The organism is Planktothricoides raciborskii GIHE-MW2 (assembly GCF_040564635.1).
Lineage (GTDB): Bacteria > Cyanobacteriota > Cyanobacteriia > Cyanobacteriales > Laspinemataceae > Planktothricoides > Planktothricoides raciborskii.
This window is the reverse complement of record NZ_CP159837.1, coordinates 1,513,527-1,537,699: the sequence shown is the minus strand read 5'-3', so window position 1 is coordinate 1,537,699 and position 24,173 is coordinate 1,513,527. Positions and strand designations below refer to the sequence as shown.

Sequence of the window (24,173 nt, the reverse complement as noted above, 5' to 3'; positions counted from 1 at the left end):
AACGAAAAGTGCAATTAATTATGTTCACCTACTTAAATCGGATTCCTGAATACAGAATCTTTTCTGTTTCCAGGGCTTTAATTCTAAAACGTTCAAGGGATTTTACCCCCGCCGAAGTGGGGGCAAGCTTCGGAATCCGATATGCACGCGGAATCGCCCTTTTTCATTCTTTTTCCTTTCAACTCGCGACACCCACACCGTGCCTTTGTGTGCTATGCTAACAAATAGCTATTTTACGCTTCTTTATGGTGTTGATGATTTGAAAGTCAAAACTCTCATAAAAGAATTATAGAGAATATGAATTCAGGGATTTATTCAGAAACAAACTTAATCAAAAAAATCCGCAATTTACCTCCCGATAAAATTACAGAAGTAGAATATTTTGTGGACTTCCTGTTAGAGAAAAATGACAGGATTCTCTTAAATCGTGCGGCGGGGAAACTTTCGGAAACCGCTTTTGCCAAGATTTGGGATAACGATGAGGATGCTGACTATGACCAGTTATAGTTTCGGCGATATTATCTTGGTTCCATTTCCCTTTACAGATCAAACGAGCGTGAAAAAACGTCCATATGAAGTAATCTCCCAAAGAATAAGACCATCAGGCGATGTCCTGTCCTTACAGAACCGAATTTTATCGCCAAAAAACCCGGTTTTCGTGAAAAAACCGGGTTTTTGGTTTTGATGCTGGTAATGCGGAAAAATCCCACCACGAATCATTATTGACACAAGATAGTTTTGGCAAAAGAAAATGGACGTTGAGGCATCGGCATTTCCTTTATGGTGCGGGTTTTTCCGTTACGGAGATGATCTCGATCTAAGATTTCTGCCTCAATGACTTCTAAAGTCAGTGGTTGCCAAGGTTGGGTGATTCGGTGATAGGAAAATTTCATCGCGTTTTTTACCATTTTAGATTATTTGATTGCGATCGCTTATAAAATCGGTGACATCAGATGTACCGCTTGATAGCCCTGTTTGTTGCGCCAGCAATGTCACCTGAGAGTCTTGGCGGTTACGTTGACGTTGACGCTGACGGGCTAGTAAAAATCTGGCTTTGGCTTGGGTAGTCATGGCAGTACTCCTAAAAATTGAGGGATTACGCGAATTAATGATTTGTCAGTGATTCTTGTTATAAGATTCAGCCCTTAGAGAAACTTTACCGGAACCTTTTGTATTTACTGATACAAATTTATATTAAATATTATGCGCGATCGCCCCTATCCCTGTGGTTAAAGGCAATCAAAGCTTTCATTAGACTTATGTTAAATTTTCTTAACCAAGGATTTTTTGTTGTTAGTTGTTAGTTGTTTCTTGTTAACCGCTAGTCACTAACTGCTAGTTGCTATCAATTAATGTTATTAAATAACAAATAACAAATAACCAACAACCAACAACTAACAACTAACAACCAACAACAAACAACAATTTGTTGTACAGTGTCAAAACCGATCAAAAGATCAAAAATCACCCAAAGGATATGATTCAATTAGCCGCTAACCAGGTTTCCAACACCACAATTACCCCGTTTCAGCAAAAGCTAAATGCCCCTTTAACCAAAAATAAAATTACGGTTTTACAAATTAATCTAGGGAGACGTTGTAATCTGGCTTGTACTCATTGTCATGTAGAAGCAAGTCCGACGCGAACCGAAGAACTTTCCCCGGAAATTTGCCAGCAGATTTTACAGGCGATCGCCCAATTTCCCCAAATTAAAACCGTGGATATCACCGGAGGGGCGCCGGAAATGCTGTATGGATTCAAACCCATTGTCGAAGCCGCTAGAAACCAAGGCAAAGAGGTAATTGTCCGGTCGAATTTGACCATTTATTTTGAACCGGGATATGAAGATATTCCCGAATATTGTGCCAGTCAAAAAGTCAGAATAGTGGCATCTTTGCCTTGTTACCTAGAAGACAATGTAGATAAACTGCGGGGCAAAGGAGTTTATAATGACTCAATCAAAGCCTTGCAGAAATTAAACCAGCTTGGCTACGGCAGCGACCCCAATTTAATTCTCGATTTAGTCTATAACCCGGCACTGCCTAAATCGGAAAAGTTTGCTTTAACCCCAGATCAGTATCGACTGAAAAACGCCTATGAATCGTTCTTAAAAAAACATTTTAGCATTCAGTTTAACCAGCTATTAACCATTACCAATCTGCCCATTGGTCGGACTAAGTTTCAGTTACAACATCACCAGCTTTATCAGCCTTATTTGAAATTTTTAGAGCATAATTACAACCCAGCTACTATTCCTCAATTAATGTGTCGCCATGAGTTATCCATTGACTATTTAGGCAATGTTTATGATTGCGATTTTAACCAAATGGAAGGTTTACCCGCCCGCACAGCAAATGGAGAAGCTTTAACGTTAGCTAAGTTACTAGAAGCCGAAAATTTAGATATAATTTCAACGGTACAAACTGCTAATTATTGTTATGGCTGTACCGCTGGGTCTGGGTCGAGTTGTGGAGGGGCATTAGTGTAAAATTAGATTTAGATTAGGGAATGGTTAGATTGTTTCAGGGTAAAATTTTTGAATTTTTCATAGATGGGTGTCAAATATGAACAACAATCGAATATTTCAACGGGTGAGAGAAGAAGATGAGCAAAAATTGTGGGCAGATTTAGGGCGCAATTGGGCGATTTTGAATCTAGATCCCACCGGATTTACGAGGACAACGGCAAAATATGGAATTGTTTATTATCTCCAGTTGCTGGCCAATTTGCGGGAACTTGCCGATCCAGTGATGAAACAACATGAAGCGATTAAATGGCAGCCGAAAGCGGATAATCTTTATGCTTGTTTTACCCATCCCGATCGCGCTTTAGAAGCAGCGATCGCCATGAATAAAGTAGTAGCTGATGCCCGAATGATGATTGCTGAAGATGAAGCCTTGGGGGTGGCTATTGGCATTGGTTATGGCCTAATGCTGGATGCTGGAGATGAGGGAGTCTATGGCCATGAGGTCAATTTATCTTATAAATTGGGGGAAGATATTGCCAATGGCGGAGATATTTTACTCACAGAAAAAAGTTATGAAAATTTAACTCTTTCCGGTTACCAATTTGAGCGATGCAGTCAGAATGTTTCTCGTTACCTGATTCACTATTATAAATTATTGTATTAAATGCGATTACCGTCCCCAGCAACTATCAGGCAAGACAGCGGTTTTCAGACTGGTAAACCACAAATACCCGTAGGGGCGAAGCATTCCGGTATTAAATCTCTGCTTTTAACCAGAAATATCTGCCGGAATGCTTCGCCCCTACAAGCCTCGATAAAATATACAAAGCATCTGTGGTCTATTCAACAGAAAACCGCTGTAGGGTTTAGGGTGTGGGCTGTCGGATAAGTAGGGAGGCAGAGAGCAGTAGGGGCGAATGCGAGAACGCCCCTACGAGTGACTAAATAACAAATATAGGACTTATGCATTATTTAAGATCCAGGTGTAAAAGTAGGGTTGAGAAAGCGAATCAACCGTAAATATTTAGGGTTTATGCGTAAGTCCTGAAATAACTGAAATAACTTAGTTAAGCCAACTTTCTTCTAATTCTTGACGGGCTTGTTGCCAAATTTCTACATCTTGCCCTTCAGGACAACCCATCCGTTGCCATAAGTGATAAGCGTGAACTTGGATATCCTGTTCCGTGGGTTTTGGTGGAGGCAGAAAATATTCACAAGTTTGATTGGTAAAATTATAAGGAGGACTGCCGAAATAATTTTGCCGCCCATAAAAATGGGGTGGGGTTCACTTACCGGGCTGGTTGAATCGGGCAGATGAGAGAGAGAAATTTATTAATCAGTAATTAAAAAGCGATCGCTTACAGAAAATGGGCGATCGCTTTTACTATTTTTGTTCAATTGTTCCCTGCAAGTGGAAAACCATTTGCAGCAATGTTTACCATCAAGTTTCTGCCGATGGTCATGGCGTTTCCATTCAATTAATATCCCCAGCGAGTGGGGATGTGCCCAGCAAGGAGCATCTTGGAATGAAGCCTTAGTAGAGGGTTTCCATTCAATTAGTATCCCCAGCGAGTGGGGATGCGATCGCTCCACCGGCATACACCGCCGATGTGGTGAGTTTCCATTCAATTAGTATCCCCAGCGAGTGGGGATAAAAATCAAATATGACTGTCAAGAAAGACCTTGACGTTTCCATTCAATTAGTATCCCCAGCGAGTGGGGATTGACTGTCGAGAAAAACCTTTACAGCAGAAGAAAGGGATTCCGTTTCCATTCAATTAGTATCCCCAGCGAGTGGGGATATTAAACAGCTTCACTTTAAGCCTGTCAGATTACGTTTTGTTTCCAATCAATTAGTATCCCCAGCGAGTGGGGATAGTTCTTCATAGCATGAGTGGTTTGAAAGGTAAGGTCTTAGTTTCCAATCAATTAGTATCCCCAGCGAGTGGGGATAGAGTTAAGCAACTGCTAAACGCGACAGACGCCGAAATGCTGTTTCCAATCAATTAGTATCCCCAGCGAGTGGGGATACCAGGATGAACTAACAGAGTTTAATTATGAACGCGCGAGTTTCCAATCAATTAGTATCCCCAGCGAGTGGGGATAAGGTTAAGTTACCTACCCCTAAATCCTATGGACGCCCTATCTGTTTCCATTCAATTAATATCCCCAGCGAGTGGGGATGGTCAAACTTCAAGCCCTTCGTCGTCGTGCTTTGGAACGTTTCCATTCAATTAATATCCCCAGCGAGTGGGGATCAGGACCTAGCCATTATCGAAGCCCCGTTCTACCAATGGTTTCCATTCAATTAATATCCCCAGCGAGTGGGGATTGTATGACTGCTTTGTCCTAGGGGGCTACCTTCCAGTTTCCATTCAATTAATATCCCCAGCGAGTGGGGATGCTGAAGCCGCAATCGTTGAGCAACTAAAGCCCTTAACGTTTCCATTCAATTAATATCCCCAGCGAGTGGGGATTCTGGTCAAGGGTTCTCTACTCTTGACCGGATAGGGATTGTTTCCATTCAATTAATATCCCCAGCGAGTGGGGATCTTTAGCTATCAAATTCGGGGATGCGGAAATCCCACTGACTGTTTCCATTCAATTAATATCCCCAGCGAGTGGGGATTGAACTGGGCTACTATTCAAGGTATTGCTTTTATGTTGAGTTTCCATTCAATTAATATCCCCAGCGAGTGGGGATTTACAATCAATTCAGCTAACTTAAGAAAAACTTAGTTTCCATTCAATTAATATCCCCAGCGAGTGGGGATAAAGATGAACTTTGGAAAAGCAACGATTCCCGCGAGTTTCCATTCAATTAATATCCCCAGCGAGTGGGGATGAGTATTCCTCCCAAGTGGTCGGGGCTACTTTGGAGGATTATAAGTTTCCATTCAATTAATATCCCCAGCGAGTGGGGATATTAGGACATGACCTCTATCAAGAAGCTTCTCCTTGTTTCCATTCAATTAATATCCCCACTCGCTGGGGATAAGAATGGTGAACTGCGTACAGTGCAAATGGCTATCGGGCAATTCTGTTTCCATTCAATTAATATCCCCAGCGAGTGGGGATTTAATGACCTTGCATGAGATTATTCACGGAGGTCAATGGGTTTCCATTCAATTAATATCCCCAGCGAGTGGGGATGTCCCTTAGCTAAGGCAATAACAGCTCATACCGAGCCCACGTTTCCATTCAATTAATATCCCCAGCGAGTGGGGATTGAATCAACCACTCACCCTTCAAGGTTGGAGCATTGAGGAGCGTTTCCATTCAATTAATATCCCCAGCGAGTGGGGATTGGCCGGGTGCTCTCAACTGGTCTGCTAAGGGAATGAGTTTCCATTCAATTAATATCCCCAGCGAGTGGGGATTAGAAGACGAAGACCTTGTAATAGTTAGCCAAGTAGAGTTTCCATTCAATTAATATCCCCAGCGAGTGGGGATCCAAGGTAACGAGCATAGGAAAAGGTAGGTTTATGTTTCCATTCAATTAATATCCCCAGCGAGTGGGGATACAACAAATTGGCTAATGCAACAAAGAAAATGGCAACAGTGTTTCCATTCAATTAATATCCCCAGCGAGTGGGGATATCGGAAAAGTCAAATGCTCTGATTAACTCTTTCCGAATGTTTCCATTCAATTAATATCCCCAGCGAGTGGGGATATGGCGGGCTTCGCACAACTGGAGCGCTCTATGATTCGCGATCGTTTCCATTCAATTAATATCCCCAGCGAGTGGGGATAGAAGTATGATAGCCGGTCCTTTGTGGCCGGACTGGTGAAGTTTCCATTCAATTAATATCCCCAGCGAGTGGGGATAGGCGATGTCGATGGGGATGGAATGCAGTTCGTGACTGTGGGTTTCCATTCAATTAATATCCCCAGCGAGTGGGGATTCGATAAATGGATGCATGAAGTTCTTCTTGAAGCTACCAGTTTCCATTCAATTAATATCCCCAGCGAGTGGGGATAAAAGGTTTGTAATTTATTAGCCTCTGTTATATCCCATCGTTTCCATTCAATTAATATCCCCAGCGAGTGGGGATAAGTAGTCGGGTTAACACCAGAGGGAAAGGCGTTCTTAGTTTCCATTCAATTAATATCCCCAGCGAGTGGGGATACCAATGTTAACAAGTTAGAAAAATTATTCTCCTTGTTTCCATTCAATTAATATCCCCAGCGAGTGGGGATGCTTTTTCCCAGACAACCTTGCCCGCCTCTTGCATTGTTTCCATTCAATTAATATCCCCAGCGAGTGGGGATTTATCCTCTCCTAAGTATTGTTCATTACGGATGTTTCCATTCAATTAATATCCCCAGCGAGTGGGGATTTATCAATAATTAAAAGGGAGGTTTAAGTGTACCATTTAGGATTGTTTCCATTCAATTAATATCCCCAGCGAGTGGGGATAAAGATTGGATAGGCTTAAGAGTAGTTATAAAAGAAGGAGATGTTTCCATTCAATTAATATCCCCAGCGAGTGGGGATTGGAGGTACTGGTGCTAATGGTTTCAATCCATTGATGAACCCCATGTTTCCATTCAATTAATATCCCCAGCGAGTGGGGATGCAGGGGTTAGCGCAATGCTTAACCGGGATACTACTAATCTACGTTTCCATTCAATTAATATCCCCAGCGAGTGGGGATAGATTTACGCATTATCCATACAGATAGATAAGGCGAAGTTTCCATTCAATTAATATCCCCAGCGAGTGGGGATCCTCCATATCTAATATTTCCATCGTCTTATATTCATAACTGTTTCCATTCAATTAATATCCCCAGCGAGTGGGGATTTAGCATTGAAGCCAGATAACCCGAGACCTTCATAGATAGTTTCCATTCAATTAATATCCCCAGCGAGTGGGGATCTTTCTATTCTTCAAGATATATTAAAGGAAAGAAATAGAGTTTCCATTCAATTAATATCCCCAGCGAGTGGGGATTTCGAGGAAATCAAGGCAATGGTCAGTGAGGGTGTAAGGTTTCCATTCAATTAATATCCCCAGCGAGTGGGGATAGAATAATTTAGGTAAATTTTCCAAAAATCAAAATGAAACTACCGTTTCCATTCAATTAATATCCCCAGCGAGTGGGGATTCGCGGTACTTCCAAAATGCCCGCTCGACAACTTTTGCCGGTTTCCATTCAATTAATATCCCCAGCGAGTGGGGATTGAAAATGCTTAAAATTTTTGCTAAACTGCCGGAAGCGAAGTTTCCATTCAATTAATATCCCCAGCGAGTGGGGATGTCCATCTCCGGGATTTCTCCCACAAGAAAGTATTTCGTTTCCATTCAATTAATATCCCCAGCGAGTGGGGATCAACGACGTGATCAAGTTGACAATTGCTTCAAACCAATTGATTATTGTTTCCATTCAATTAATATCCCCAGCGAGTGGGGATTCAATACATGGGACTACAACTTAAACCATCTTTTAAGTTTCCATTCAATTAATATCCCCAGCGAGTGGGGATACAGTAGTAATAGACTTATTTAATCCTCAAATGAGTAGAGTTTCCATTCAATTAATATCCCCAGCGAGTGGGGATAGGGTGAGGCGATCGCCTATTACGACTGGCAACAATTGCCGTTTCCATTCAATTAATATCCCCAGCGAGTGGGGATTTTTTTCGGGCTTGAAGCCCAAAGCAAAGCTGATAAGAAGAGTTTCCATTCAATTAATATCCCCAGCGAGTGGGGATATTCCATAAGGATGTTCCTCTAGAGTTTATTCAAAAAGTATTTGATATCGTTTCCATTCAATTAATATCCCCAGCGAGTGGGGATGCGGAGGTTAATCCATTATTTAAATCAGTTAGCGCTCGTTTCCATTCAATTAATATCCCCAGCGAGTGGGGATACAAATCGCTAGTTGATTCTATTGACCAAGCAGCAATTCGTTTCCATTCAATTAATATCCCCAGCGAGTGGGGATAAATCCAAAATCACTAATTAAGTCTATTCCATTTAAAGGGCAGGTTTCCATTCAATTAATATCCCCAGCGAGTGGGGATCACCACAGGCGATCGCCTCCCGGTTCCCCGGCACTATCGTTTCCATTCAATTAATATCCCCAGCGAGTGGGGATTAGTGCCCGTCAAGAGCGTAAGGCATTCAAGACTACCATGTTTCCATTCAATTAATATCCCCAGCGAGTGGGGATAAAAGTAAGCCTCAAAAGTCAAGCGCTATCCCTCTCTGTTTCCATTCAATTAATATCCCCAGCGAGTGGGGATGAAGAAGAAACATTCGATGTCATGGATATTCTTATAGACCTCGTTTCCATTCAATTAATATCCCCAGCGAGTGGGGATGAATTAATCGTCTCTTTCCATCAGTGGAAAGAGATATGGGTTTCCATTCAATTAATATCCCCAGCGAGTGGGGATAGCTTAGAGAGAAACTGGGAGAAATTGAATTGGTTCAGTTTCCATTCAATTAATATCCCCAGCGAGTGGGGATCTGGTTGACCTTTGTTCTGCAACCCTTTCTAATAACTCCTTGTTTCCATTCAATTAATATCCCCAGCGAGTGGGGATGACCATAGACCAACGTTAATCGATGAAGAGGGGGAAGAGTTTCCATTCAATTAATATCCCCAGCGAGTGGGGATTTCTTCTATGATTACCTCTGAAGAAGGGGTAATCTTAACCAGTTTCCATTCAATTAATATCCCCAGCGAGTGGGGATGCAACGCGAGTGGGAATCTTCTGATGAAGGTAAATTCACGTTTCCATTCAATTAATATCCCCAGCGAGTGGGGATCGATCGCTATATTTATCTCCCTGTAAGCCAATGGATTTAGTTTCCATTCAATTAATATCCCCAGCGAGTGGGGATGTTTCAAAAAATTCTGGGAAGACTCTGTCAGCTATCATCGCGTTTCCATTCAATTAATATCCCCAGCGAGTGGGGATAATCGAAATCACTGGGAATATGTAGATCATTGGCGGTGGGTTTCCATTCAATTAATATCCCCAGCGAGTGGGGATATCGGTAATCGAAGCCCTGGAAATCAAACTAACAGAAGTCACGTTTCCATTCAATTAATATCCCCAGCGAGTGGGGATAGAAATGGATATCGTTACGGTCGAGCTCCTTCACTCGGAGCGTTTCCATTCAATTAATATCCCCAGCGAGTGGGGATTCAACTGCTCCTTCTCCTAGAAAGTATCTGGGATACTTTCCTGTTTCCATTCAATTAATATCCCCAGCGAGTGGGGATCAATGGTAGCCGTATGGCTTTAAGCCAAAAGGAAGTGTGTTTCCATTCAATTAATATCCCCAGCGAGTGGGGATACTTACTCTTTTCTATCAATAACTTAATTAAAGCATTTAAACTTAAGTTTCCATTCAATTAATATCCCCAGCGAGTGGGGATAGTATGGTAGGGTTGTACAAGGGGTTAGCTGCTACGCCCGTTTCCATTCAATTAATATCCCCAGCGAGTGGGGATAAATAATTCAAAAACGGGTGAATACGCATCCGTCAGAAGTTTCCATTCAATTAATATCCCCAGCGAGTGGGGATTGGATAAACCACGAGTTGCCTCAACGGGTGCAGGTAGTTTCCATTCAATTAATATCCCCAGCGAGTGGGGATATATGAGTGCCATATTCGGACCGGCTCTAATGGGCTTCAGTTTCCATTCAATTAATATCCCCAGCGAGTGGGGATGAAAAAACATCTGGCTCACACAATTCTCAGTAACAAGTTTCCATTCAATTAATATCCCCAGCGAGTGGGGATCGACTTGAATGTTGCGAGAACGTTGGAAAACTTATGTTTCCATTCAATTAATATCCCCAGCGAGTGGGGATTCATCAAAAAGTCTTTTGAGACTCTTTACCGACTCCTAGTTTCCATTCAATTAATATCCCCAGCGAGTGGGGATATCTCCATGCTTGCCGAGTGGCTCGTAACTTCGGATGTCAAGTTTCCATTCAATTAATATCCCCAGCGAGTGGGGATTAATCAAATATTCGTCTTCGGTTCTAATACCGAAGGTAAAGTTTCCATTCAATTAATATCCCCAGCGAGTGGGGATTCATCGGACAGGCATTCTTCATGTACTCTGTGGGGGTAGTCAACTGGCATCTCCAGTTTCCATTCAATTAATATCCCCAGCGAGTGGGGATTCAATAACTCTCTTTTCAATGAGCAACTAAAAGTTGCTCGTTTCCATTCAATTAATATCCCCAGCGAGTGGGGATCACAGACGATCGAGAATCCGATTTTTTCACTATTAAGGCGCGTTTCCATTCAATTAATATCCCCAGCGAGTGGGGATACTCGGAAATTAAGTCAAACGAACTTGGCAAACCATTAACAGTTTCCATTCAATTAATATCCCCAGCGAGTGGGGATGATTGAGATTAACCCCGATTTAACGAATTGCCTAAAAGGGGGTTTCCATTCAATTAATATCCCCAGCGAGTGGGGATCTATTTTTTCTTTTTTAGATAGCTCTTTGGAATACTTGATGGTTTCCATTCAATTAATATCCCCAGCGAGTGGGGATTCGCTCATCTATCCATTACCAGCGATCGCTCATCTATCCGTTTCCATTCAATTAATATCCCCAGCGAGTGGGGATAAAAAAAATCCCTAACTGTCCTTACTCAGTAATTGCAATTTGTTTCCATTCAATTAATATCCCCAGCGAGTGGGGATAGCTAAAATTATAACCCTTACCCAGCAAGATGTCTAGAGGCGGTTTGCGAGGTTCACCAATTTTGTTGCTACAATTTTGCTAAACCTCGAAAAAAAAATCGCTGAAACCCTTACCCAGAGAGGCTGCGAGGTTCCCGACGAATTAGCTAAGTTACAGCGATTTTCCGTGAACCTCGCGGTAGTTACTTATTAGGTAGTTAATAGTTTATTGGTTTGTTTACAAACTTATAACAGCTAACAGAATCATTAATCAGCAGTCTCTAAATTAGACAGTTAGCAATTTACGGAGATTTTACTGAAGCATTTAGGCTGAAAAAAAGAGTGGCCGACTACCCGAAGATAGCCGACCGATTACCCCCTAGTAACTGTTCGGGGAATAATTACTTATTTTACCATATAACGATACGCCCAAAGTTACGCTGTGAAGGGTTGAAACTGGGTTGGGTGGCGATCGCATCGCATCTCAGTCTGGTTGCTGTGCTAAGTACCTTTCTGTGGCTTCTATGGTTGTCCCGGAATTGTCCAACAGACTCAAATTATGGCCATTACCCGATACTCATGGCGCGATCGCTACTAAAAGCCGCCAAAACTGACCCTTGCAAATTCCCCGGCGTCACATTTGCCACCACGGTCAAAATATCGCCACCGCTCAACTGAATCACCGTATCACTACCACTGGCGACTAATTGAATCGTTTCCTGATTGCCCACAATCACAATTTCATCCCCAAGGCCAAAATCAGTAATCAGGTCTGCCAAATTAGGATTAGTTTCGCCCACCACCGTATCAGCGCGGATAATAAACTTATCGGCACCAAGACCCCCAGTGAGGGTATCAGTACCAAAATCCCCAATTAACACATCATCCCCATCACCGCCAATTAACAAATCATTTCCCTGACCGCCGCGCACCAAATCATTTCCGGCGCCGCCATATACCGTATCATCACCCCTATTGCCATTGAGAATGTCATTCCCATCATTGCCTTCAAGCCAATCATTATCTTGACCGGCACGCAGGTAATCATCTCCCCCACTACCCTGGATGGTATCGTTCCCTCGGTTGCCATTGACGATATCCCGATCGCTCGACCCCACAATCAAATCATCCCCATCAAAAGCCCGCACTCCTCCGGGGTTTTGGCGGCTAATTTCCGGGGTTAACTGCACCACATCATTCTCCGCTGAAAAATCTGCAAATACAAAAGACTGATTTGCCGGTTCCGTTATCCCCGCGAGACTCTGGCGGCGAAATTCTGGTATCACCTCTCCCAACATAGGAACGAATGATATTAAGTCTGTGCGACCCTGCTCGTCTTCATCTATTGTTGAACCTTGGTTTTTTACTGGTTCACCAGTGGGGTCTGGTTCCTCCCCGAACCATAAGGCAGCAAACCCCTTATAGATACCAACTCCCAAAGCGTTCCAGGGGCGATCGCTCCAGATACCCTGATTCAGAATCACCGCATTATGAGGCGGGCTATTTTTCCAGACTTCCAAAGCCTGTTCCGCAGACATAAAATCAGCCGTTGTTCTGGCAAAATTCTCATATCCATTTCCCGGATAACCCGTATTCAGTCGCTGCGGTGCCGTCCACATATTTGGCCAGGTGCTAGAATCGCTCCCATCATAAGCGCCATAACTCCAGGAATGGGGATTGCGGGGGTCATCCAACCTCACTATTTGCAGATTTTCCGCCACATCCTGCAAATGGCGGTTCGCCACCGTAGTCAGGGCATTAGATGCGGGGATAGAGGGCAGTCCGTTTTGCTTGCGATAATCGTTAATTAAGGCATAGAGTTTGGCCTCTTCCTCTTCCAAACCGTCCAAGGGTGATTTTGCATAAATATCAATAGCCATCTGTTAATTACCTTTAATTCAGTTTCAAAGGAATCTTAAAGTATGGTTTCTCCTGTTAGTAACAACAGGAATAGGGACGTCTCCATTAATTCATATTTAAGGAAAGCTTAAAGATTTACACGATTGTTGATTCATGCTTTGTTTCCACTAACTCACCTTCGAGTGGGAAAATGAAGCTGAAAGAGAGCAACTTGGTACAGGAGTCTATCAGGCGATCGCACTACCATACTAATTCAGTGAAACTGAAACTGACATACTAGGGACAGCCCTCTATCTTTATGAATACTATTTTAAGCAACAGAAACTCCCGCTGGTGAATATGGCAAGTTACAACATATCTATCCAATCAAGACAGGCGCCCTTACAGCGATACGGTGAAACTGGGTTGAGTGACGGGCGATCGCATCGTATCTCAGCCCCCCCGCCCCTCTGCTCCTGAAGCCCCCCTGCTCCTGAAGCCCCCCTGCCCCCCCTGCCCCCCGCTCCCCTGCTCACCCATTCACCAGCACGGGCTGAATCCATCGCCACTCGCGCTGCTGCCGTCCCTTGCCAAAAGCCACTCTACGCCAATGACCTCGCCGCCAATGAGTCCTAGGGGTGGCATGGGTGCCGTGGGCAGATGAGACGCGCTCCGTTTGAGGCTGAAATTGTTGACCGATGATGAGCGGAGTTAGGCGGTCTTTGTTAGCTTTCTGGCCAAAGCCTTGACCCTTATAAGAAACCGAAACCTTCCGAGGAGGCGCTAAATCATCAGGTCGAATTTGAAGATAAAGCAGGGTTTGGATAACAATTTTTTCAACCCGATTCAGAAAATCTCGTTCGAGGTCAATATCGCGGTTAGCGTCTGGTTTTCCTTTGTCTCCAACCGTCTGAAAGTTGCCATGAACCAGGTGGTCTCCAGCAAATTCTACAGTGCTGGCATAACGAGTCCCATTCTGAAGCACCGTCAGCCAGCGCAACTTTTCACAGTCAACGGGCACAGAGGCGATAGTATGTAACCCAAACTGCATGATGGGAAACTTATACCCTGGGAGAAAATGCTGGAAACTAACCCAGTTGCAAAATTCACCATCGGGGTTTGGGATGCTTTGGGGCAACATGAGAATGCCAAACGGGACGGATAATTGCAAATCAGCGATCGCCTTGGGAATGTCGGATTGCTCAAACGCAGCAAATAAATCTTTATCGAGCCACCAGACGGGAAACGGATTGTGAGCCAAAGTCCAGGCTGCCATTACCGTCGAACTCCAGGCAAGGTCATTTAAAAAATCCTGCGGCGTCAATAACTCTTGGTCTAAACAAAAGTCTAGGGAAAATAAGTTGAACGCCAGATGTTGAGCTACGGTGGAAAATGACTCGTAACCGGCAACATCTGGATAAGACCGCTTGAGCTTGTCAAACCAAGGGCTTTTCTTAGCCAGTTTGATGCCCTCTGTATGGATATGTTTCTGATTCCGATTATTTTCCCTCAATTTTCCCTCAATTTTCCCTCAATTTTCCCTCAATTTTCCCAAAAAACATCAAGAAATATCCAGAAAATGCTAGAAAGTATCAGGCTGACTTACAACTGGTCAACCGATGAAACACTTACCCAGTCTGGGTTTTAGTTAATGGAGAATAGGGAACTCGAATCCCTGACCTCTGCGGTGCGATCGCAGCGCTCTACCAACTGAGCTAATTCCCCGCGTTTGTTCTCAGACATTGTAGCACAAGTCAGAGCCAAGGGGAAGTGCTCTGAGGAAAAGAGATGAAAAAAAATCACAAATCCCCTATGCTGCCGACTGGCTGTACACTTCCTGCACTCGTTCCAGGTTCAAGTCCCACAGATAGTCTACTGCCCAGTTAGCGTGCCGTTGCAGCATATGTAATGGGTAAGCATGGGCGACTCCGACCACAGGGATTTTGGCCCGTTTCGCCGATTCAATGCCGGGAAACGTATCCTCAATGGCCAAACAATTTTGGGGTTGTAAATTCAAGCCCGGATAGACGCGGTTCAGCCGTTCGATCGCCAGCAAATAGCCATCCGGTTCGGGTTTGCTGACTTTAATATCATCCCCACTGACGATCGCGGAAAAATACTCGGCAATTTTTAAACGGTTTAAGACCAGTTCAACTTCCGATCGCAGGGCGCCACTGACCACCGCCATTTTTAGTCCCAGCCCTCGGATCTGATAGATTAAGTCTTCGAGTCCAGGGTAAACGGGGATTTTGGCCAAGGTTTCTATGTGAGCTTGATAGGCTTGTGCTTTGCGTTGAATAAGTTTGGTGAGTTCCGGTTCTTCGAGAATTCGGCCTCGTCTGGCAAATAATTCAAGGATACAAGCGCGATCGCTGCGCCCCAAACACAACTCCCTAAACTCACCGTCCTTGGGACGCAAGTTTTCTTGAATCAGCAATTCCGCCAGCAACTGCTCATGGATCGGCTCATCATTAATGATGACACCATTGAAATCAAATAAAATTGCTTTCAGACTCATCACTATCTCCTGGTTTCGGTTTAGAGGTGTCCTGTGGACTCAACTCACAGGATTTTTCTCAGCTTTGTAAATCACTGAAAAAAATTAATGATTTTTTTTATATTTTAGCGAATTTTCTGGCGATTTTTGGCTCGGAGGCGCCGGGGACTTGGGAAACCCCCCATCCCCAGAGGGGGATCTTTAGGGATGATTGCATATCAGCCATCACCTGTGGTATATAAAACTCAGCCTATTGCCAGCTTGAAAATATTGGCAATACAATCTTGGCAAAGTCAACAAATATGTTTAAAAATTTTCCCCGCTTAAAATCCAGTAAGTTTTACTTAGGAATTACCACAGTTTTCTATACGATTGGCGGCTTATCTTCTCCTCTCTTAGCGCAAGACAAAATCGACTTTTTGCCTGAAGATTTGTTAAGCAATCCGGTGGCTAAAGCCCAAATAAATGAGCGATCGCTTTTTTTATTTGACAATAGTCTGCTGAATTCCGGGCAAATGCAAACTTTCTCGTTAGAGTCGTTAGAGATTCAAGACCCTTTAATCTCCGGCAATTCGGCCCAGTTTTTATTAACTCAAGACGTTGACTGGGCAGTTTTTTGTGAGAAATTTCCCCAAAATTCCATGTGTCAAGGAGAGCGAGAAAAGCCACAAGAATCAGACAGTCAATCCCCGGCGATCGAACCCCCGGCGATCGAACCACCAGCGATGGAAGTGCCAGAGATAAAACCCCCAGAGATGCAAATTCCACAGAGCGAACCTCCAGGGATCGAAATTCCTGAAAAGCCATCATCCGGATCCAGTTCTGAAGACTCAAATAATCAGGAAAAACCCCGGAAATGGGGGCCTTTGAATGAACTCAGTGGAGTGGCGATCGAGCCGCAAGTCAGTAGCTTAGGATTAGGATTAGATATTACAGCCAGAGTCTCAGAAATTTTGAATGCCCGCGCTGGATTTGGGATTTTTTCTTTGAGTGGAGACTATGAAGAAACCGATGTGAAATATAGCACAGATATTAACTTAAGAAGTGGCGCGGCGGTAATGGATATTTATCCGCTTCCAGAGACGGAATTTCGCCTTTCTGCGGGGGTGATGTTAAATGGAAATAAAGCAGAGGCAACCGCTGAGTCTCAAACAGTAGTTGTCGGTGGGGTAGACAGACAAGTTTACACCATTGGTGGGCGGACTTTTACCGCTGAACAAGTGGGAACTTTATCGGGAGATGTCACGTTTCCTTTAGTCGCGCCCTTTGTGGGCATTGGTTGGGGAAATGCGGTGAAACCAGGAAGAAGATTAGGATTCACGATAGATTTAGGAGTGATGATTCACGGAACCCCAGAAGTTTCTCTCAGAGCAACTAATCAAGCGGTGACGCCACAACTTCAGGAGTCAATTGATAAAGAAATAGAGGATTTAAATGCCAAATTAGACGGGTTTAAATTTTATCCGGTTTTACAAATTGGCATTAGTTATCAATTTTGATGGCTTTGGCTCAGGCAATATTTGAGGTTATTTTTTATTTAGGCAAATTTTTTACTCAAATTTAACCGAAATTTCTATTTCTTTATTTGGGTCGAACGGGTCTAAACCGATATATTTCGCCCGAATTGTGCTATTCGGTTTTACGGGGATTAAGGGTGTAATGGTTCCCAGGGAAAGCAAGTCACCTTTTTTAAGTTGTTTTCCTTGGGCTTTAAGGGTATTTTTGATCCAGAGGACTACGCTTAAAGGATGACCCAACAATGCACTACTATTTCCGGTGGCTAAGGTTGTGCCATTTTCATCGATAATTTCTAAACGAATGGCGGCTAAACTGGTTTGCCAATCTTGATTATTTGTCAGAGGAATTGGCTCCCCTAAAATTCCATAGCGAGCGCCAATATTGATGGCCGCGATCGCATACACATCCATTTTCACCTCTGACCCATAAACCAGATCCGGAACTTCGATAAATGGTATCACTGCATCCAAACTGGCTAATGCTTCTGACATAGTTTTTGCCTGATTAATGGCATCACTACCGACCCGGACAATTAAATCTCCCTCGGTCATGGGTCTAGCCCCAAAATTAGCGGGTAAAACTGCCCCATTGGGTAATAACATTTTCTCTAATAAAACCCCTAACAATGGCTGAGAAACCCCAAATTTTTCTTGGGCTGGAGCACTGGTTAGTGCGGCTTTATAGCCTACGGGATTGCCCAATGTCTGGCTTAAAATTTGGACAAATTCCGCTTGAATTTGTTCAGCTTGGGCTAAAGTTAAATTCGCGGTGACGGCGGTGGCTGGAGTTTTGCTGAGGTAGCTATTTGCTAATTCTTGGCTAGGGCTGAGAATATTTTTAATGTTGGTTTGTGGGCGGGAAATATTGCTATTATACGCTGTATTGATGTTTTCTTCAGCTATTTTTTCGGCAACGGTGGTTGATGTACATTGAACCAAAGTGGGAGCCAGCAACAGGGCAGCAGCGACTCTAATTAATCTTAATTTTTTGTTCATGGGTTGGAAGCCAATACAGGAAAGAAATACAGGAAAACTTAAAAGATCGGTTTTTTTGGTGAACAGCCGAAGCAGGAAGAGAGAAAAAACCCGGTTGTTGGGATAAATTTGGGTGACAATAAACCGGGTTGTTTGTCGCTCCACAGCTTAGGGAAATCACTAAAACCAGGTTTCTGGGATGTTATGATAATATACTGGCGAGATTAAGCAAAGTTTGCTTGCGCCATTGAGCATCAAATTTGCGATCGCACCTTAACTCTAATACCCGAATGCCCTGACTCGGTAATGGGTTTAATAATTGCCTTAATTTTTCCCAAGAACTAATCAGTTGATGCTCAACTCCATAACTGGCAAAAAGCTGACCAAAATCTACTTGTTGCGGCGTGGCGAAAAACTCCTCAAAGGGTGGGTCAAACTGGGCTACAGGTAACATTTCAAAGATGCCACCGCCGTTATTATTAATTAAAATAATTGTCAGATGACCTTGAAATTTAGGGCAAAGTAAAAACCCATTGGTATCATGGAGTAAGGCTAAATCTCCGGTTAGCATAACGCTAGGTTGTTGGCGGTGGGCAATGCCCAAAGCGGTGGATAAAGTGCCATCAATACCATTAGCCCCGCGATTAAAAAATGGCCGAATTTGCAGGTTTCCCGGTTGCCAAAAATATTCTACATCCCGCACGGGCATACTATTGGCAATAAATAGAGGAGTGCCAATGGGTAAGGATTGGGAAATTACCCAGGCTAATTTCGGTTCAATGATGTGATTGATTGACGCAAATGTTTGGCTGATCGCCTCTCTGACTTGGCTCTCAGCGTCCGCCCACTTTTGCCGATATTCTGCCTGGGCTGAATTAACTGAATTGAAAGGATTGGGGGGGTTATTTGCGGCAGCAATGGCTAATTGTCCCACGGAAATTGTTAAATGAATCGTGGGGCCGTGGAGGGGGTCGAGATTATGGTCAGATGGATCAATTACAAACCGGCGAATGTTTTGAGTTTCTAACCATTGTCGCAGTTGTTTGCTAATAGGTAATTCGCCGATTTGCACCACAATTTCCGGGGTCAAGGTTTCGGCTAGATTCTGGTTGCGTAAAATTAGGTCATAAGTGGAAATTAAATCAGGATTTATGGCGGCATAATTCCGCACGGGAGAAAGCCCTTCGGCTAATACCGGCCAATCAAAGGTTTGGGCAAGTTGAGCGATCGCCTGACAATAGGTTTCTGGTTCGGAAGGTTGGGCAGGCCCAGCAATAATGATTCCCGGTTTACCTTGCCACTGGGGAAATATTTGCTCAGGGATGAATCGTTCTCCAACCGTCCCAACCCCTCCGTAGCCCCCCCGTTGAAGGGGGGGTTGGGGGGGTTGGGGGCTAGGAGGGCAGCAATGAGCAAAAAAATCCTCGGCGTCGAACGTCTGCCGTAAGCGATCGATCGCCAAAGCCCGATCCGGTTCGGGCAACGGGGGCAACGGGTCGCGCAATGGCACATTGAGATGAACCACACCGGGAACCGGAAACAGAGTTTTTTGCCACCCATAGATTAAGGTTTGGCGCAAATAACGCAGCATGGCTATGTCCAACGATGGCGCCGCTAACTCCGCTTGCCAGTTGGGGTAATGACCATAGAGTTTTAGTTGGTCGATCGCCTGTCCCGCATGACAATCGCGCAATTCTGGGGGTCTGTCAGCGGTCAACACCAACAAAGGCACGCGACTTTCCCGCGCTTCAATCACTGCGGGGTAAAAATTCGCCCCAGCGGTTCCAGAAGTACAGACGATCGCCACGGGCAAATTACTTTGTCGGGCGAGTCCCAGGGCAAAAAAAGCCGCCGATCGCTCATCCAGTACCGGAATTGCGGCAATTTTTGGGTGAGCCGCAAAAGCGATCGCCAATGGAGTGGATCGCGAACCGGGACAAATTATTGCGGTCGTTAATCCTAAATGGTGTAATGTCTCGACTAAAACTGACGCCCAAACCGTATTTGTATTCCGAAAATCTATCATTGCCTTTAATCGCGATTTTTTAATTAAGCGATCGCACCCTAATGGCGGTCAGGGTAGGCCGTTCGTTCCTACCCTGAAATAGGATCGCTTATGTGCTCAAACTAATGTTTTTAAAAGGGCTTGAAGTTTGAGGTCAATTTCTGCCAATTCTCGATCGGGATTTGAGCCTTGAACAATTCCAGCACCGGCATACAGTCTAGCATGATTTCCTGTAATTAAAGCCGAACGAATACCGACAATAAATTCTCCATTTCCTTGGGCATCTACCCAGCCAATTGGCGCTGCATATAAACAGCGATCGAAGGTTTCATAGCGGCGAATTTCTTCACAGGCAATATCTCTGGGAACTCCCGCCACCGCTGGAGTCGGATGCAGTTCGGCTAAAATATCTAACGGATGCACGTCCGGGGGAATCGTCGCTTTAATCGGTGTCCATAAATGTTGAATATTCGAGAGTTGCAGCAGCCGAACTTCGGGATAAATTCGGGGATTTAATCCTAAATGAATTAGGCGATCGCGAATAAAATCAATCACCACTCGATGCTCGTGCCGTTCCTTATCACTAGAGATTAATTGATTGGCTAACTGAGCATCTTCGGCGGGAGTTTTGCCCCTCGGTGCAGACCCGGCCAAGGCATCCGTAACCAGTTGGTGATTTTGAATACTGAGTAATCGTTCTGGACTGGCTCCCAGAAAATTTTGTCCCTGGGGATTGCTGGTGACAAAGAGATAACAATCGGCATAAAATCGGCGCAAATTCTGTAAAGATTTGACCAAATTAAAAGGTTTCGGTGAACTGACATCAATGGCATGAGCTAAAACGACTTTACTTAACCGCTGATTGGCGATAGAATCTAATGCCGAATTCACCGCTAGTTTAAAATTATCCGTTTGGGTAATATGCCGTTTTTTATTCAGAGATTGACCATTGGTTTCTGCCCAGTTCAACCCCTGGGATTTAATTAAATTAATTTTTTGGAGTTTTTGCCAAATACTTTCGGCTAAATTTTCAATATTATGATCGGGTTCAATGAGGCAATTAGCCACTAATAAACAGTGATTGTTAGAGCGAGAAACTTGCCAACGGGGTAAAAAGACGGTGGCCGCAGGAAAGGGGGAATCACTGGATTTATCTGGCGGAAAAAAGGTAAAACTGCAAAAAAAGTGGGGGCCGGCAAAAGGCAAGTTTAATGCCCCTGTGCTCAGAGTATTGGCCAGGGTAGAATGAATAAAATCTTTGGTTTGGGTAAATCGATCGCCACTGTTAGCCGTAAAATCTACTGCGGCATCAAAAGCAGCGATCGCTTCACCGTTTCCCCCTTTTTCCAGATAAAAATGTAAGGGAGATTCTGGACTGAGAACTTGAAACACCGCCAGGGGATCCACTGGGGGAATTTCCAGGGAAATGCTGATAATTTGACCACAGCCTTTTTCTCTGGACACTTGCTGACAAGCGACCAGAAACTGGCAGAGTTCCCGATGACCTTGCAATAGATTGGCATGAAACGGTACAACTGGCATGGAAGAGAAAATGGCAGATTTTGGCGGTTGGGGCACAGGTGTCCCCTTAAAGGTTGGCTACTTAACTATAAACGAATCAGGTGGAACTAGACGCACCACTGATATGTACACATAGATATATATAGATAGGACTTACACATTACCTTTATATATGGTAGGGGTGATTCCGCGAATCACCCCTACCTAAAAGGGTGACATAAGGAAATTTGCGTAAGTCCTATATAGACATATTTTGGGCATCCCGATGGACTGATTGGCGCGATTCGCGTTCGCGATCCGCTTCAGGCGGAATCGCAGAATTTACCAGTCCTCAGACCAATCATTCCTGATTTGTCGCGGACAGGAGTAAAATTCCCTGGTTTCTGTAATATTTCTCAACAATTGCCAGGGATCATCCACCGATCTGCAATTGTAAAATTATGAAGTTCCTTAAATTCTCTGGGGCACAGCCACCTGGGTTTGTCACTGGTTAGCTGGCGATCGCCCAGGGATTCAAATGCTCAACTCTAACCGAAAATATCTGTTATTTTCCTTCTCCGGATAGTCTGCGATCTAATATTTACAGTTAAAATGACCACCCAAACCATTCAAACTTCCAAACGCCAACTGTGGCTTGCCGCCATTAAACCACCCATGTATAGTGTGGCGATTATGCCCATTTGGGTCGGTAGTGCGATCGCTTTTTTTCAAACCCAAACTATGAATTGGGGGATTTTTTCCACCTTTATGACGGCGGCGATTTTAATTTTAGCCTGGGAAAATCTCTATAATGATGTCTTTGACTCAGAAACCGGCATTGATAAAAATAAACATCATTCCTTAGTCAATCTCACCCAAAATAAATCCTTAATTTTTTGGATTGCCAATCTGTTTTTAGCTGTTGGCATTCTAGAAATTATCGCGATTAGTTGGTGGCAGCAAGACTTCACCGTCTTAGGCTTAATTTTGCTGGCCTGTTTCCTCGGCTATATGTACCAAGGGCCACCGTTTCGCCTGGGTTATCACGGATTAGGTGAAATTCTCTGCTTTGTGGCTTTTGGGCCCGTAGGAGTGGCCGCTGCTTACTACAGTCAAACCCAAAGCTGGTCAATGCTCAATCTATCGGCGATCGCCGCATCTATCATTGTAGGCATCGCCACCACCTTGATTTTATTTTGTTCTCATTTCCACCAAGTAGAAGATGACATTGCCGCCGGAAAGCGATCGCCCATTGTGCGCCTAGGAATTGAAACCGGAACCAAACTCCTGCCGTGGTTTTCTGGGAGTATTTTTGTATTTACGGGAATATTTGTGGCATTAGGAATGTTTCCCCTTTCAACCTTACTCAGCTTGGCGGGTTTACCCTTTGCCATTAAACTTTCTCATCAAGTCCAAACTTACTATCAAGAACCACACAAGTTAATCAATTGCAAATTTATCGCCGTGGGTCTTCATTTTATTAGCGGTAGTTTATTAGGCTTAGGATTTCTCTTCTAGTTTATTAATGATTGGTTGTTGGGTAAGGATTCTTTTGTTGGTTGTTGTTGGGTAGGGATTATTTTGTTGGTTGTTGGTGGTTATTAATGCTTTTAATATCCAATAATCTCCAATCGAACAACCAATAACCAAAGAATTCCTACCCACCAACTAATAACCACTAACAAACAACAAACAACAAAATAATCCATAACCAACAACCAATCATCAATCACCATGAACATTCACTATTCTTTGTCTGGAAATCGCCATAAACCTGTCATTTTATTTTTACATGGATTTCTGGGAAGTGGGGATGATTATAGGGAGATTTGTACAGAGTTAAAAGACAAATTTTGTTGTTTAACCGTTGACTTACCGGGACATGGAAAAACCACAGTGAACGGGGATGAAACTAGCTACCAAATGCCCCAAACTGCTCAGGCTTTGATTTCTTTACTTGATCGCCTCCACATAGACCAATGTTTTTTAGTGGGCTATTCAATGGGGGGGCGATTGGCTTTATATTTAACCTTACATTTTCCCCAGCGATTTTACCAAGTGATTTTGGAGGGAGCCTCCCCTGGATTAAAGACCGAGCCAGAGCGATCGCAGCGCCGTGCAGCCGATGAAGCACTTGCCCAAAAATTAGAAACAATTCCCTTCAAATCTTTTTTAATTGAGTGGTATCATCAACCTCTGTTTCAATCTTTACTCCAGCATCCTGATTGGGGAAAATTAATGGCACGTCGGATGCAGGAAAACCCCAGAGAATTAAGCAAATCTCTCCGTAATCTGGGTACTGGCAACCAACCTTCTTTATGGGAACAATTACCCCACAATTCCGTTCCTATATTACTCCTAGTAGGAGAGTATGATGATAAATTTAGAAAGATTAATACGGAAATAGTCCAGCGCTCTGCCTTCGCCCAGTTGAAAATTATCCCCCACACAGGTCATAATATCCACTGGGAAAATTCGAGAACATACGTCAACGAATTAATTCAATTTTTCGGAGCGTGCGATCGACTTAAATCTTGCTAAATTTTCTCTATGATTGCTCTAAAATGTCCCTAAAATGGGTATCGTTAATTAGCTAAATGCCAATTCTTTATTAATTATTCGTTATTCGTTACTCGTTATTGGTCATTCGTTATTGGTTCGGGAAAATTCTCAGCCTAAACCAAACAGCAAATAACAAATAGCC

The 24,173-nt window shown here is 43.7% G+C and carries 15 protein-coding genes, 1 tRNA gene and 1 CRISPR repeat array; of the genes, 6 read left to right on the top strand and 10 right to left on the bottom strand.

Features of this window, described 5'->3' with window-relative positions:
* Positions 1–297 precede the first annotated feature (297 nt).
* Positions 298–507: a DUF2281 domain-containing protein gene (locus ABWT76_RS06505; protein WP_354635819.1), complete on the top strand. Its 210-nt coding sequence runs from the start codon at positions 298–300 to the stop codon at positions 505–507.
* A gap of 212 nt (positions 508–719) precedes the next feature.
* Here ABWT76_RS06505 and ABWT76_RS06500 read toward each other — a convergent pair whose 3' ends face one another.
* Positions 720–893 (bottom strand): hypothetical protein, encoded by a 174-nt coding sequence (locus tag ABWT76_RS06500; RefSeq protein ID WP_156331908.1) that lies wholly within the window; start codon positions 891–893, stop codon positions 720–722.
* A 16-nt stretch (positions 894–909) separates the two neighbouring features.
* Positions 910–1,071: a hypothetical protein gene (locus tag ABWT76_RS06495; RefSeq protein ID WP_156331907.1), complete on the bottom strand. Its 162-nt coding sequence runs from the start codon at positions 1,069–1,071 to the stop codon at positions 910–912.
* Between the two features lie 406 nt (positions 1,072–1,477).
* Between ABWT76_RS06495 and arsS the strand changes: the two genes are divergently transcribed.
* Both arsS and ABWT76_RS06485 read left to right on the top strand, forming a co-directional pair.
* Entirely contained in the window at positions 1,478–2,488 is a 1,011-nt protein-coding gene (gene arsS, locus ABWT76_RS06490) for an arsenosugar biosynthesis radical SAM (seleno)protein ArsS (RefSeq protein ID WP_354635818.1), read from the top strand.
* Positions 2,489–2,564: 76 nt separating this feature from the next.
* The gene (locus tag ABWT76_RS06485) at positions 2,565–3,131 is read left to right on the top strand and encodes an adenylate/guanylate cyclase domain-containing protein (RefSeq protein WP_054468293.1); all 567 of its coding nucleotides are present in this window, start codon (positions 2,565–2,567) and stop codon (positions 3,129–3,131) included.
* Positions 3,132–3,530: 399 nt separating this feature from the next.
* Here ABWT76_RS06485 and ABWT76_RS06480 read toward each other — a convergent pair whose 3' ends face one another.
* The 5 genes from ABWT76_RS06480 to ABWT76_RS06460 form a co-directional block, all read right to left on the bottom strand.
* Positions 3,531–3,641 carry a DUF2934 domain-containing protein gene (locus ABWT76_RS06480; protein WP_354636388.1) on the bottom strand — a complete coding sequence of 37 codons (111 nt, stop codon included), beginning with the start codon at positions 3,639–3,641 and terminating at the stop codon, positions 3,531–3,533.
* Positions 3,642–3,933: 292 nt separating this feature from the next.
* Positions 3,934–11,157: direct repeats of the CRISPR family, unit length 36 nt; unit sequence GTTTCCATTCAATTAATATCCCCAGCGAGTGGGGAT.
* 545 nt (positions 11,158–11,702) lie between these two features.
* The gene (locus tag ABWT76_RS06475; protein ID WP_354635817.1) at positions 11,703–13,016 is read right to left on the bottom strand and encodes a CAP domain-containing protein; all 1,314 of its coding nucleotides are present in this window, start codon (positions 13,014–13,016) and stop codon (positions 11,703–11,705) included.
* Between the two features lie 491 nt (positions 13,017–13,507).
* The gene (locus ABWT76_RS06470; RefSeq protein WP_054468288.1) at positions 13,508–14,488 is read right to left on the bottom strand and encodes a hypothetical protein; all 981 of its coding nucleotides are present in this window, start codon (positions 14,486–14,488) and stop codon (positions 13,508–13,510) included.
* 139 nt (positions 14,489–14,627) lie between these two features.
* Positions 14,628–14,700 (bottom strand) — tRNA-Ala (locus tag ABWT76_RS06465).
* Between the two features lie 85 nt (positions 14,701–14,785).
* Complete coding sequence (locus ABWT76_RS06460; RefSeq protein ID WP_054468286.1) at positions 14,786–15,493, bottom strand: HAD family phosphatase; 708 nt, start codon at positions 15,491–15,493, stop codon at positions 14,786–14,788.
* 281 nt (positions 15,494–15,774) lie between these two features.
* On the opposite strand from ABWT76_RS06460, the gene ABWT76_RS06455 reads away from it, so the two are divergent.
* Positions 15,775–16,971: a hypothetical protein gene (locus ABWT76_RS06455; RefSeq protein WP_054468284.1), complete on the top strand. Its 1,197-nt coding sequence runs from the start codon at positions 15,775–15,777 to the stop codon at positions 16,969–16,971.
* 51 nt (positions 16,972–17,022) lie between these two features.
* On the opposite strand, the gene ABWT76_RS06450 is transcribed toward ABWT76_RS06455, so the two are convergent.
* The 3 genes from ABWT76_RS06450 to ABWT76_RS06440 all read right to left on the bottom strand — a co-directional run bounded on the left by ABWT76_RS06450 (position 17,023) and on the right by ABWT76_RS06440 (position 21,511).
* Positions 17,023–18,129 (bottom strand): hydratase, encoded by a 1,107-nt coding sequence (locus tag ABWT76_RS06450; protein WP_354635816.1) that lies wholly within the window; start codon positions 18,127–18,129, stop codon positions 17,023–17,025.
* Positions 18,130–18,166: 37 nt separating this feature from the next.
* On the bottom strand, positions 18,167–19,990 hold the full coding sequence (gene menD, locus ABWT76_RS06445) for a 2-succinyl-5-enolpyruvyl-6-hydroxy-3-cyclohexene-1-carboxylic-acid synthase (protein WP_190877835.1): 1,824 nt from the start codon (positions 19,988–19,990) through the stop codon (positions 18,167–18,169).
* A gap of 96 nt (positions 19,991–20,086) precedes the next feature.
* The gene (locus ABWT76_RS06440; protein WP_054468280.1) at positions 20,087–21,511 is read right to left on the bottom strand and encodes an isochorismate synthase MenF; all 1,425 of its coding nucleotides are present in this window, start codon (positions 21,509–21,511) and stop codon (positions 20,087–20,089) included.
* 570 nt (positions 21,512–22,081) lie between these two features.
* Here ABWT76_RS06440 and menA point away from each other — a divergent pair.
* Together menA and menH are read left to right on the top strand one after the other, a co-directional pair.
* A complete protein-coding gene (menA, locus tag ABWT76_RS06435) occupies positions 22,082–22,987 on the top strand; it encodes a 2-carboxy-1,4-naphthoquinone phytyltransferase (protein WP_054468279.1) in 906 nt (301 codons plus the stop codon).
* 216 nt (positions 22,988–23,203) lie between these two features.
* Entirely contained in the window at positions 23,204–24,010 is an 807-nt protein-coding gene (gene menH / locus ABWT76_RS06430) for a 2-succinyl-6-hydroxy-2,4-cyclohexadiene-1-carboxylate synthase (RefSeq protein WP_054468277.1), read from the top strand.
* The last annotated feature ends 163 nt before the right edge of the window (positions 24,011–24,173 follow it).